The organism is Arsukibacterium sp. UBA5043, from assembly GCA_002415085.1.
In the GTDB taxonomy this organism is placed as follows: Bacteria; Pseudomonadota; Gammaproteobacteria; order Enterobacterales; family Alteromonadaceae; genus Alishewanella.
Window position 1 is genome coordinate 188,956 of the sequence record DIBV01000013.1, and the last position, 12,505, is coordinate 201,460.

The window sequence follows — 12,505 nt, forward strand, 5'->3', positions numbered from 1 at the left end:
CAAGGCTAATGCCAGTTTTTAAGTTATTGTTTATCATGAATTAAATTTTAATTGCACGCTCCAAAGATTTTGCGGGTTAGCGTTTTTGGCTATTTTTTAGCGAAATTCTCAGCCACCAGCGCTTGGCAGAGCAACACAGACAGCGCTATAACCTGGCCGTTTCTGGTCGGTAAATGTGCTTTTAATTACTATTTGGAATAACGCAGAGAGATCCATTCTTTTACCGGCATACGTTTGGACGGCTAAAATGAAGTTATAAAGTTTATACAGGTGTTTTTATGCTTTTATCTTCATTAGTGGCGCAGGCCAGTCCGTTGTCAGAGCAGCAGGTGCAGCAATTACAGGGGCTGGTCAGTCAGCTGAGCCCGATTCAGCAAGCCTGGGTCAGTGGTTATCTGGCGGCCAGTGCCCAACTTGCGGGCGGTCAGGCTGTAGCGCCTGCCACAGCAACCGCAAGCAGTGCAACGCTGACCATAGTGTATGGCTCGCAAACCGGGAATGCCCGCCATGTGGCAGCAGCACTGGCCAGTCTGGCCAAGGCGAAGAACATTGCCGCCAAGGTGGTGGATTTAGCCGATTATAAAAGCACTCAGCTGAAAAATGAGCAGTATCTGATTATTGTTACCTCGACGTATGGTGAGGGTGAGCCACCGGAGAATGCGGTCAGTTTTTATAACTTTTTATTCAGCAAAAAAGCACCGCAAGTACCGCAGCTGAAGTTTGCCGTGCTGGGGCTGGGTGATACCAGCTACGAGTTTTTCTGTAAAACGGCTGCCGATTTTGATGAGCGGCTGGCCGAATTGGGTGGCCAGCGCTTGCAAGCGAGGGCTGATCTGGATGTAGATTACGACGCCGCTGCCACCAGCTGGAATAATGCGTTAATCAGTGTGGTAGAGCCGGAGTTTGCCAGTGCACCGTCAGCCCAGGTGATTAACTGGCCAGGTCAGGCGCCAGCAGCAGCGGCAAGCCAGTACAACAAGCAGCAGCCCTTTGCCGCTGAGTTATACACTAATCAGAAAATTACCGGCCGCGACTCAGCCAAAGATGTCCGCCATATTGAAATTTCACTGGAAGGCTCTGGCTTAACCTATTTGCCGGGCGATGCGCTGGGCGTGTATTTTGAAAACGACCCGGTCATAGTGGCAGAATTGCTAAGCCTGACCGGCCTGGAAGGTGCGGCGCAGGTAAATCTGGCAAATCAGAGTGTAAGCCTGGCTGAGGCCCTGACCGGCCAGCTGGAGTTAACCCAGTCTTACCCGGCGTTTGTCGAGAAATATGCTGCTGCCACTGGCAATGCTGCGTTGCAGCAACTGGCCGCTGATAAAACCGCTTTACGCTCTTATCTGGCGTTACGCCAGATTATCGATATCGTCCGTGATTACCCGGTAACCACAACTGCCATCAATGCCCAGCAGTTAGTCGATGCCCTGCGCAAACAGCAGCCACGATTATACTCTATCGCCTCCTCCCAGGCGGAAGTCGAGGACGAAGTGCACTTAACCGTGGCTGTGGTGCGTTACGATGCCTTTGGTCAGCCGCATTATGGCGGTGCTTCGGGTTATCTGGCCGAACGCCTGGCCGAGGGCGATAAGGTGCGGGTATTTGTTGAGCAGAATAACAATTTCCGCTTACCGGCCGATGACGACACGCCTGTTATTATGGTTGGCCCCGGTACCGGTATTGCCCCGTTCCGCGCCTTTTTGCAGGAGCGTGATGCCCGCGGCGCGACTGGCAAAAACTGGCTGTTTTTTGGCAATCCACATTTTACCCAGGACTTCTTATATCAGACTGAGCTGCAGGGTTATTTAAAGCAAGGGTTGCTGAGTAAGCTGGATGTGGCATTCAGCCGCGACAGTGCAGAAAAAGTTTATGTGCAGCATAAGTTATTAAAACACGCCGCTGAAGTATTCCAGTGGCTGGAACAGGGTGCCCATGTCTATATTTGTGGTGATGCTAACCGGATGGCGAAAGACGTCCATCAGGCGCTGCTCGAGATAGTGCAGCAACAGGGTGGCAAAAACGCCGAACAGGCCCAGCAATATTTAGATGAATTACGGGTAGCCAAGCGTTACCAGAAGGATGTGTACTAATGAGCCAATATCCGATTAAACCCGAGCTGCAGGTCAGCGGCAAATTATCTGACAACGAGCGGTTAAAGGCCGAAAGTAAACAGCTGCGCGGCACCATCGAGCAGGATTTAAGCGATGAAATCACCGGTGGCTTTACCGGCGATAACTTTATGCTGGTGCGTTTTCATGGCATGTATCAGCAGGATGACCGCGATATCCGGGCGGAACGGGCAGCGCAGAAGCTGGAACCGCTGCACAATGTGATGCTGCGGGCGCGGATGCCAGGTGGCATTATTACGCCAAAGCAGTGGCTGGCAATCGATCAGTTCGCCGCTGATAAGACCCTGTATGGCAGTATCCGCTTAACCACCCGTCAGACCTTTCAGTTTCATGGGGTGTTAAAACCGCATATTAAACCAATGCATCAGTTTTTAAACAGCATCGGTATCGACTCGATTGCTACTGCCGGCGATGTTAACCGCAATGTGCTGTGTACCTCTAACCCGGTGGAATCAGAGCTGCATCAGCAGGCCTATCAGTGGGCGGTGAAGATAAGCGAGCACTTACTGCCGAAAACCCGCGCCTATGCGGAAATCTGGCTGGATGAAGAAAAAGTCGAAACTACCGAAACCGAGCCGGTGCTGGGCGAGAACTACTTGCCACGTAAGTTTAAAACCACGGTGGTGATCCCACCACATAACGACATTGATGTGCATGCCAATGATCTGAACTTTGTTGCTATTGCCGAGAACGGCAAGCTGACTGGTTTTAATGTGCTGGTCGGCGGCGGGCTGGCGATGACCTTCGGCGATAACTCTACCTACCCGCGTAAAGCTGAAGTACTGGGCTTTATCAGTCTGGAGCATACGTTAAAGGTTGCTGAGCATGTGGTTACGGTGCAGCGCGATTATGGCGACAGGGTTAACCGCAAAAATGCCAAAACCAAATACACCATCGACCGGATTGGCGTAGATACCTTTAAAGCCGAAGTGGAACAGCGGGTAGGCGTACCTTTTGCGCCAGCCAAACCGTTTGAATTTACCACGCGCGGCGATCGCTTTGGCTGGGTAGCGGGCATTGATGGTAAACACCATTTAACCTTATTTATTGAAAATGGCCGGGTGCTGGATTTTCCGGGTAAACCGCTGAAAACCGGTCTGGCAGCCATCGCCAGTGTGCATCAGGGGGATTTCCGGATGACCGCCAATCAGAACCTGATTGTTGCCGGAGTGCCGCCAGAGCAAAAAGCGTTAATTGAGCAACTGGCCCGCGACCATGGCTTAATTGATGATGACCATAGTGAGCAGCGCAAAAATTCAATGGCCTGTGTTTCTTTTCCCACCTGTCCGCTGGCAATGGCAGAAGCCGAGCGTTACTTACCTGAACTGGTAACGAAAGTAGAAGCCTTGCTGTGTAAACATCAGGTTGATGACGACCATATTGTGCTGCGGGTAACCGGCTGCCCGAATGGCTGTGGCCGTGCCATGCTGGCCGAAGTAGGCTTAGTGGGCCGGGCACCGGGCAAATACAACGTCTATCTGGGTGGCAATAAAATCGGCACCCGCATTCCAAAGCTGTATTTAGATAATGTCGGTGAAACGCAAATTCTCAGCGAGCTGGATAAGTTAATCGGCCGCTGGGCGAAAGAGCGAAACAATGGCGAATGCTTTGGTGATTTTGTGATTCGCAGCGGCGTGGTGGCAGAAGTGAAAGTGTCGAAGACCGACTTTCATGCCTGAACAAAACGGCAAACAGCTAACTGATTTAACTATTGCAGAATGAGATTGCAGAACAAAATTGCAGGAATATCAATGGTAGCAAACCGCATGATTGACAGTATAACGACCGATTACCGGCAGATACTGCAACAGGACAGCGCAACCCAGCAGGCCTGGCTGGCAGAGATTAATCATCTGCTAAGCCCGCTGAGCGCCAGTGAGCGGGTGCGCTGGGCGCTTAGCAACCTGCCGGAGCAGCCTATGCTCAGTTCCAGCTTTGGCATCCAGGCGGCGGTGATGTTGCATCTGGTGACCGTACAGCGGCCGGATATCCCGGTGGTGCTGACCGATACCGGCTATTTATTTCCGGAAACCTATCAGTTTATTGATCAGTTAACCGGACAGCTGGGTCTGAATTTACAGGTATACCGCGCTGCCTTATCGGCCAACTGGCAGCTGGCGCGCTATGGTGAGCAGTGGCTGACCGCCGAAGGAACCAAACACTACAATCAGCTGAATAAAGTCGAGCCAATGCAACGGGCACTGCGCGAACTGCAAGTGGGTAGCTGGTTTACCGGCTTGCGCCGCAGTCAGAGCAGTACCCGGGCGGATAAAGATATTGTCGAAATCAGTCGTGGCGTGGTTAAAATTCAGCCAATTATCGACTGGAGCAATAAAGACGTCTTCTACTACTTAAAACAGCATAACCTGCCGTACCACCCGTTATGGGAGCAAGGTTATTTGTCGGTGGGTGACACCCATTCCACTGTGAAGTTTGAGCCGGGCATGAGCGAAGAAGACACCCGCTTTAACGGCTTTGGCCGCGAGTGTGGCCTGCATATGGATGGCGACGGCATCTGATTGTTGCGGGTTGCAAAACTGGTTTAACGGGGCATAATAACGCCAGCTGACATTACTGCTGCACCGGCAGTGTCTCTCGTTAATCACGTCAAACAGGGAATGGGTTGATACATGTGGGAATTTGACTTTAGTGCGTTCCAGAGCTGGCTGGAGCAGCACCCTGAAACCAGACTATGGCTCAGTCTCGGCTTGCTGCTACTGGTTGCCTGGCTAAGCAATTTCATTGTTAAAAAAGTGCTGATCCGTGGTATTTTCCGCGCGTTGCGGGCCAGTGTTTATGGCCAGCATCAGGTTATTCAGCATTCTGCTTTTATCGCCAGGCTGGCCAATATTGTACCGGCGCTGATCATTTCCAAAGGTATTACCTTAATCGACGGCGTGTCTGAAACTGTCAGCACCATTGTAGTCAATGTCTGCAATGCCTTTGTGGTACTGACCATTGCCCTGGCGATAGCCAATATCCTGACCCTGATTAATGCCATTTATGAACAGGGCCCTGATGCTAAGACCAAGCCAATTAAGGGCTATGTGCAGGTATTAAAAATAGTGGTGTTTACTATCGCCCTTATTTTAATGATTGCCGCGCTGGTAGACCGCTCGCCGCTTATTCTGTTATCCGGCCTTGGTGCGATGGCCGCCGTATTAATGCTGATTTTTCAGGATACCATTTTATCGTTGGTGGCCAGCGTGCAGATATCCTCCAATGATGTGATCCGGGTCGGTGACTGGGTGGAAATGCCGCAGCTGAATGCCGACGGCGACGTGATTGATATTGCACTGCATACGGTAAAAGTACAGAACTGGGATAAAACCATCACCACTATCCCCACCCGGCGTTTTATGACCGATGCCTTTAAAAACTGGCGGGGTATGCAGCAATCGGGCGGGCGGCGGATTAAGCGCAGCCTGATGCTGGATCAGCAAAGCGTCCATTTTCTGGATGCAGACGAGCGTAAGCATTTAACCCGCTTCAGTTTGCTGCAGGATTATCTCTCTGAAAAACAAAAGGAAATTGATAGCTGGAACAGTGAGCTGGCTGAACGAGGCCAGGAGCCGGTTAATACCCGGCGTATTACCAACATAGGGACTTTTCGCGCTTACGTGCAGCGCTATCTGGCCAGCCACCCCGGGGTGCATCAGCACATGACGCTAATGGCCCGTCAGCTGGCGCCCGGCGCCGACGGCCTGCCGCTGGAAATCTACTGCTTTACCAATACCACGGCCTGGCTGGCATATGAAGGTATTCAGTCTGATATCTTCGATCACTTACTGGCCATTTTGCCGGAATTTGGCCTGCGGGTTTATCAACACCCAAGCGGCATGGATATCCGGGCTATTCAGCTGAGCCGTCAGGACGACTGATAGCTGGCTTAAATGAATGGTTAATAGGACAAGGCGCTTGAGAATTCAGCGCCTTGTCCTCATCTACAGGGCTGTGCTGTCAGGTAATCTAAGCGCTAACCACAAATATTAGTAACGCTTTAAGCTTTTAATTTATAAAAACGATTAGAGTGATTAATTTAATTCGTTTTAAAAACTTATGATGACTGGCTAAGATAGCCGTTATTGAGAACGCGGAAATTTACCAACCTATTTATTAACCGAAGGGAGCAAGACAATGTCTTCAATTATCAATACTAAGATTAAGCCATTCAAAGCCACTGCATTTCATCAGGGCAAATTTGTACCGGTAACTGAGCAAGACGTACTGGGCAAGTGGGCTGTTGTATGTTTTTACCCGGCTGACTTTACGTTCGTTTGCCCGACTGAATTAGGCGATTTAGCTGATTTCTACGCGAAGTTCCAGGAGATTGGTGTTGAAGTATACTCAGTATCAACTGACACTCACTTCACCCACAAAGCGTGGCACGATGCGTCTGAAACCATCAAGAAAATCAATTACCCGATGATCGGCGACCCGACTGGTGCCATTACCCGTAACTTCGGCGTAATGATTGAAGAAGATGGCCTGGCACTGCGCGGTACTTTCGTAATCAATCCGGAAGGCGAAATCAAAGTAGCTGAAATTCACGACTTAGGTATCGGTCGCTCTGCTGGCGAATTGTTCCGTAAAGTACAGGCTGCTCAGTACGTTGCTAACCATGACGGCGAAGTATGTCCGGCTAAATGGACTCCGGGTGAAGCGACTTTAGCGCCTTCACTGGACCTGGTTGGTAAAATCTAAGCAGTGCAACATCTGCAGTTATCTGCAGTGAGAACTGATTACAGCCCCTGTTAAGAAGCTGTACTCAGCTTCTCTCTGCCAGACTACGGTTTGGAACCCGGGCAGGCCATGCCTGCCCGGACTATCCCGGATTAAATGCTGACAGCCTGTAAGTTCAGGCTGAGGCTTTGTTACGCTGATTTTTTATCGTCTTAATTTTTCTGGAGTTTTTATGTTAGATACTAACCTGAAGCAAACGCTTAAAACTTATTTGCAGAACCTGAAAACAGAAGTTGAGCTGGTGGTATCTTTAGACGATAGCGCCAAAGCCACTGAAGTAGAACAACTGGCTAATGACATAGCCGGTTTATCAGATTTAGTATCGTTGCGTCGCGACGATGCTGCTATGGAGCGTAAACCCGCGATGCTGGTGCGCTCGGTAGCTAAAGATACTCACATTACCTTTGCCGGTGTGCCTCTGGGCCATGAATTTACCTCGTTAGTGCTGGCATTACTGCATTCCGGTGGCCACCCGATAAAGGTGGAAGCCGATACCATCGAACAAATTCGCCAGTTACCCGGTAAGTTCGAATTTGAAACCTATATCTCACTAAGCTGCCAGACCTGTCCGGAAGTGGTGCAGGCGCTGAATATTATGGCCGCCACTAACCCGAACATTACCAACGTGATGATTGACGGCGCCATGTTCCAGGACGAAGTCAGCGAGCGCAACGTGATGGCGGTGCCATCGGTATTTTTAAACGGCGAGTTATTTTCGCAGGGGGCGATTACCCTGGAGAAAATTATCCAGAAAATCGACGTTAACGCTGAAAAACGCCAGGCTGAGGCGCTGAAAAGTAAAGCCGAGTTTGATGTATTAGTCGTCGGCGGTGGCCCGGCTGGTGCTTCTGCTGCCGTGTATGCCGCCCGGAAAGGTCTGAATACCGGTATTTTAGCTGAGCGTTTTGGTGGCCAGGTGGCTGACACCGTCGGCATTGAAAACTTTATTTCGGTTAAATACACCGAAGGCCCGAAGCTGGTAAATGCGTTAGAAGCCCATGTCCGTGAATACGACGTGGATATTATGAATAACCAGCGCGCAGTTAAGCTGAGTAAAACCGACAAGGTTGAGCTGGAGCTGGCGAACGGCGCGATGTTACGCAGTAAAACCTTAATTCTGGCGCCGGGTGCGCGCTGGAGAGAAATGAACGTACCGGGCGAGCAGGAATATCGCGGTAAAGGTGTGGCGTACTGTCCGCACTGTGATGGTCCGCTGTTTAAAGGCAAAAAAGTGGCCGTTATCGGTGGTGGTAACTCCGGCATTGAAGCGGCAATCGACTTAGCCGGTATTGTCGAGCATGTTACGGTACTGGAATTTGCCGCCACGCTGCGGGCCGATGCGGTGCTGGTGAAAAAAGCCAATTCAATGGGCAATATTACCATTATTACTGAAGCGCAAAGCACCGAAGTAACCGGTGACGGTAACCGGGTAAACGGTATTAATTATACCGACCGCAAAACCGGTGAGTCGCATCATGTTGAGTTGGCGGGTATTTTTGTCCAGATTGGTCTGGTGCCTAATACCGAATGGTTGCGCGGGGCGCTGGAATTATCGCCACGTGGTGAGATTATTGTCGACGAGCGCGGCCAGACCTCAGTACCAGGCGTATTTGCAGCCGGCGATGCCACTACCGTGCCTTATAAGCAAATTATTATTGCCATGGGCGCCGGTGCCAACGCCTCGCTGGGTGCGTTTGACTATCTGATCCGCCATTAATATCTGAGCCGGCATCAATGGCCGGTAGCAGCAACGCTTTTGCAAAACGGGATACCTCTCTCATCCCTCTTTAGCGGTAACTTCGGTTACCGCTTTTTTTTGCTATCAATGCAGTGGATCAACAAAGGCTTGAGCCGCTGATTATAAGTCTTAAGTTATTAATAGCTTTTGGTTATATCTGAGCGCGATAAGCTATTTTGCTAAATATGCATGTGGCGCTATGCTAAGCAGCATTATCAGCTGACGATTTCAGCTTGCGGAGCCGCGGTGCAATATCTTCCTTTATTCGTTAAATTAACCGATAAACCGGTGCTTATCGTCGGCGGCGGTTCGGTGGCGTTGCGTAAAGCCGGCACCCTGCTAAGTGCCGGCGCTAAGCTTTATGTGGTATCGCCTGAATTTGCTCCGGAATTTATTGACTGGCAGCAGCAGGGTAAAGCCGAGCTTATTAGCGGTTATTTTAGCCCTGAATTATTAGACGGCAAATCACTGGTGATTGCCGCCACCGATAATGACAGCGTTAATGGCGCGGTGTATGACGCAGCAACAGCGCGCAATATGCTGGTAAACACCGTGGATGATCAGCCCAAATGTGGTTTTATTTTCCCGTCTATTATTGACCGTAACCCGATTATTATTGCCATCTCCAGTTTTGGCACCGCACCGGTGCTGGCGCGGCGCCTGCGCGAAAAGCTGGAAACCTTATTACCCCAGCATTTAGGGCCACTGGCGCAGCTGGTAGGCCGCTTTCGCGATCAGGTAAAGGCCAAAATTAGCGGTTTTGCTGCCCGGCGCCAGTTCTGGGAAAAGGTATTTAACTCCGATGTGGTGCGCGATGTGCAGGCTAATCAGCTGCCGCAGGCGGAACAGCGGCTGAGTGCGCTATTGGCAGAGCCGCAGCAACTGGCCGGTGAAGTCTATGTGGTAGGCGCCGGCCCCGGCGATCCGGAGCTGTTAACCTTAAAAGCGCTGCAGTTAATGCAGCAAGCTGATGTGGTGGTATACGACTATCTGGTGTCGCCGGAAATTATGCAATTAGTGCGTCGTGATGCCGAACTGATTTGTGTCGGTAAAAAAGCCGGCGCGCATTCGGTAGCGCAGCAGGATACCAATCAGATTTTGATTGATTTAGCCCTGGCCGGTAAAAAAATCTGCCGCTTAAAAGGCGGCGACCCCTTTATTTTTGGCCGCGGCGGCGAAGAAATTCAGGCGTTGCTGGCCCATAATATTGCCTTTCAGGTGGTTCCGGGCGTTACTGCCGCCGCCGGCTGCGCCGCTTATGCCGGTATCCCGCTAACCCATCGCGATCATGCGCAAAGCGTGCAGTTTGTTACCGGCCACTGTCGTAAAGACGGCACTGAGCCTGACTGGCAGAGTATGAGCACCCCTAACCAGACAGTAGTGATTTATATGGGGCTGATGAAAGCGGCTCATATCCAGCAGCAGCTGATAAGCGCCGGCCGTGCGGCAACCACCCCGGTAGCGATTATTGAAAACGGTACCCGGCTGGAGCAGCGGATTATTACCACACAACTGAGTGAACTGGCCGCGCAGATTGACAACGAGCAGGTAAAATCGCCGGCGCTGCTGATTATTGGTGAAGTGGTCAGTTTACAACAGCAGCTGCACTGGTTTGGCGCCCGGCCGCAAACAGCAGTTTTTGCCCAGCCGCTAACCCGGCTGCGCTAATTCTGGTAAGCTTGCCAGACGGATTTTTCGCCATTATTTTCTGACAACTTTCAAGGACGACCCTATGACAGCAACCTTATTGCCGGCCATTATTCAGATTGCCGAACAGGCCGGTTTGGCCATTTTAGCCATTTACGGCCGTGACCAGGCTGATTTTAATATCAGCGCTAAAAGCGATGACTCACCGTTAACGGCAGCCGATTTAGCTGCGCATAAACTGATCGTGGCTGAACTGACAAAACTAACCCCGGATTTGCCCATTTTGTCTGAAGAAGCGGCCGATATCAGCTGGGATATCCGGAAAAACTGGCAGCGTTACTGGCTGGTCGACCCGCTGGATGGCACCAAAGAGTTTATTAAACGTAATGGCGAATTTACCGTAAATATCGCGCTGATAGATAACGGCGAGCCGGTGCTGGGTGTAGTGCATGCGCCGGTACTGGCCAAAACCTATTACGCGGCCAAAGGCGAAGGTGCTTTTTTAAAGCACGCCGCTGGTGTCAGGCCGATAAAGGTAAACCAGGCCAGCCGCGATCAATTGGTAAAAGTGGTGGGCAGTCGTAGCCATCCGAGCCCCGATTTAGCCGGCTATCTGGCGCAGTTTACGCAGCATGAAATGGTGCCGGTTGGCAGCTCGCTGAAGTTTTGTCTGGTGGCCGATGGCACCGCCGATGTGTATCCGCGCTTTGGCCCCACCATGGCCTGGGACACCGGCGCTGGCCATATTGTTGCTACCGAGGCCGGCGCTACCGTTAGTTTCGATGGTATCAGTAGCAAGGTGTATCAGCGCGAGCAGCTGCTGAATCCGAATTTTATGGTCTCGGCACTCGTCCCGGCAACAGGCGACTAATTTTTGCCGGTAGGGTACACTAGTCACCTTATTTACAGGTGGCTAGTGTTATGCGTTTAGATAAATATATATGTGATTGTACCGGCCTGACCCGCAGCCAGGCCGGCAAAGTTATCCGCCAGAAACTGGTGACGATTAACGGCGAGCTGGTTAAACAGGCGGCGTTGCAGGTTAACAGTGGCGATAAAGTGGTAATGGATGGCCAGCCGCTGGCGATCATTGGCCTGCGTTATCTGATATTGCATAAACCAGCCGGGTTTCTCTGCGCCAATGACGACCCCGAGCACCCCATTGTGTTTAACTTACTGGATGAGCCCTTAGTTGAGCGCTTGCATACCGTTGGCCGGCTTGATTTAGACACCACGGGCCTGCTACTGCTAACCGATGATGGTAAGTGGTCACACCGGATAAGCTCACCCAAGCATCATATTGCCAAAACCTACCGGGTATGGACTGCCGACCCAATCAGCGATGATGTGGCCAGCCTGTTTGCCGAGGGCGTAATGCTACGCGGCGAAAAAGATCCTACCTTGCCGGCTGAGCTGGAAATCGTTGCCGAGTCCGAAGCCCTGCTGACCATTCATGAAGGCCGTTATCATCAGGTTAAACGGATGTTTGCCGCTATTGGTAATAAGGTAGAGCAACTGCACCGCGAAAAAATCGGCGGTTTGCAGTTGCCGGCAGATTTGGCCGAGGGAGAGTACCGGGCTTTGACAACCGCTGAATTAGCGCTGCTACAGGGATAAAGTAATGCGCCGGCTGATAGCATGCCTGATGTTTTTAGGTGTCAGCGCATTTTTAAGTGTGGCTACGGTAGCGCAGGACCACGACTGGCAGCTTTATAAAGCGGAAAGCGGAGTCAGGGTAGAGTACCGCCGTAAAACAGCCAACGTACTGGAAATTAAAGCCCAAACAGAAGTTAATTCTGACACAGGCGCTTTTATCCATTTACTGGAAGATACCGGCAATATCGATAAATGGGTCCCCAATGCCGACAAAGCTGAGCTGCTCAGTCACCCCGATCCGGCAACCTATATCGTCCACACTTTTTTTAAAGCCTCCTGGCCGGTTTCAGACCGCGATATGGTAACCCGCTCGGTCTGGACAACAGACGAAACGAGCGGTGAGCTGATACTGGATGTGCAGGACCTTGGCGATAAATATCCTGAGATAGACGGCTATATCCGGATGCAACAGGTGCAGGCACGCTGGACCTTAACCCCGCAGCCCGATGGTAAACTGTTTATCCGCTATCAGGGCCAGGCCGACCCGGCCGGTAGCTTGCCGCATTTTCTTGCTGACAAAGTGGCACTAAAGTCGATGTTTAAAACTTTTGAACGCTTGCCCGAGGTATTGGCACAGTATCAGTAACCACAA

At 51.2% G+C, this 12,505-nt stretch carries 10 protein-coding genes; all 10 read left to right on the forward strand.

Annotated features, from left to right (window positions below):
• Positions 1-278: 278 nt before the first annotated feature.
• Positions 279-2,090 (forward strand): assimilatory sulfite reductase (NADPH) flavoprotein subunit, encoded by a 1,812-nt coding sequence (locus B2Q61_RS12365; protein ID WP_290620532.1) that lies wholly within the window; start codon positions 279-281, stop codon positions 2,088-2,090.
• A complete protein-coding gene (cysI, locus tag B2Q61_RS12370) occupies positions 2,090-3,808 on the forward strand; it encodes an assimilatory sulfite reductase (NADPH) hemoprotein subunit (RefSeq protein WP_290620530.1) in 1,719 nt (572 codons plus the stop codon). The genes B2Q61_RS12365 and cysI overlap by 1 nt, the downstream gene beginning before the upstream one ends.
• 72 nt (positions 3,809-3,880) lie before the next feature.
• Positions 3,881-4,648 carry a phosphoadenylyl-sulfate reductase gene (locus B2Q61_RS12375; protein WP_290620528.1) on the forward strand — a complete coding sequence of 256 codons (768 nt, stop codon included), beginning with the start codon at positions 3,881-3,883 and terminating at the stop codon, positions 4,646-4,648.
• A 111-nt stretch (positions 4,649-4,759) separates the two neighbouring features.
• Positions 4,760-6,010, forward strand: coding sequence for a mechanosensitive ion channel family protein (locus B2Q61_RS12380; RefSeq protein WP_290620526.1), 1,251 nt, complete (start codon positions 4,760-4,762; stop codon positions 6,008-6,010).
• A 256-nt stretch (positions 6,011-6,266) separates the two neighbouring features.
• Positions 6,267-6,833 carry an alkyl hydroperoxide reductase subunit C gene (gene ahpC, locus B2Q61_RS12385; protein ID WP_290620524.1) on the forward strand — a complete coding sequence of 189 codons (567 nt, stop codon included), beginning with the start codon at positions 6,267-6,269 and terminating at the stop codon, positions 6,831-6,833.
• Positions 6,834-7,044: 211 nt separating this feature from the next.
• A complete protein-coding gene (gene ahpF / locus B2Q61_RS12390) occupies positions 7,045-8,589 on the forward strand; it encodes an alkyl hydroperoxide reductase subunit F (protein ID WP_290620522.1) in 1,545 nt (514 codons plus the stop codon).
• 267 nt (positions 8,590-8,856) lie between these two features.
• Entirely contained in the window at positions 8,857-10,278 is a 1,422-nt protein-coding gene (cysG, locus tag B2Q61_RS12395; RefSeq protein WP_290620520.1) for a siroheme synthase CysG, read from the forward strand.
• A gap of 64 nt (positions 10,279-10,342) precedes the next feature.
• Positions 10,343-11,128, forward strand: coding sequence for a 3'(2'),5'-bisphosphate nucleotidase CysQ (gene cysQ / locus B2Q61_RS12400; RefSeq protein WP_290620518.1), 786 nt, complete (start codon positions 10,343-10,345; stop codon positions 11,126-11,128).
• A 50-nt stretch (positions 11,129-11,178) separates the two neighbouring features.
• Positions 11,179-11,874, forward strand: a complete 696-nt coding sequence (gene rsuA / locus B2Q61_RS12405; RefSeq protein WP_290620516.1) for a 16S rRNA pseudouridine(516) synthase RsuA — start codon at positions 11,179-11,181, stop codon at positions 11,872-11,874.
• A 4-nt stretch (positions 11,875-11,878) separates the two neighbouring features.
• Entirely contained in the window at positions 11,879-12,499 is a 621-nt protein-coding gene (locus B2Q61_RS12410) for an START domain-containing protein (RefSeq protein ID WP_290620514.1), read from the forward strand.
• Positions 12,500-12,505: the final 6 nt, after the last annotated feature.

Bases quoted from the DNA above. Each gene is read 5' to 3' on its own strand.
- B2Q61_RS12365 (WP_290620532.1), top strand. From the start codon at position 279: ATGCTTTTATCTTCATTAGTGGCGCAGGCCAGTCCGTTGTCAGAGCAG.
- cysI (WP_290620530.1), top strand. From the start codon at position 2,090: ATGAGCCAATATCCGATTAAACCCGAGCTGCAGGTCAGCGGCAAATTA.
- B2Q61_RS12375 (WP_290620528.1), top strand. From the start codon at position 3,881: ATGGTAGCAAACCGCATGATTGACAGTATAACGACCGATTACCGGCAG.
- B2Q61_RS12380 (WP_290620526.1), top strand. From the start codon at position 4,760: ATGTGGGAATTTGACTTTAGTGCGTTCCAGAGCTGGCTGGAGCAGCAC.
- ahpC (WP_290620524.1), top strand. From the start codon at position 6,267: ATGTCTTCAATTATCAATACTAAGATTAAGCCATTCAAAGCCACTGCA.
- ahpF (WP_290620522.1), top strand. From the start codon at position 7,045: ATGTTAGATACTAACCTGAAGCAAACGCTTAAAACTTATTTGCAGAAC.
- cysQ (WP_290620518.1), top strand. From the start codon at position 10,343: ATGACAGCAACCTTATTGCCGGCCATTATTCAGATTGCCGAACAGGCC.
- rsuA (WP_290620516.1), top strand. From the start codon at position 11,179: ATGCGTTTAGATAAATATATATGTGATTGTACCGGCCTGACCCGCAGC.
- B2Q61_RS12410 (WP_290620514.1), top strand. From the start codon at position 11,879: ATGCGCCGGCTGATAGCATGCCTGATGTTTTTAGGTGTCAGCGCATTT.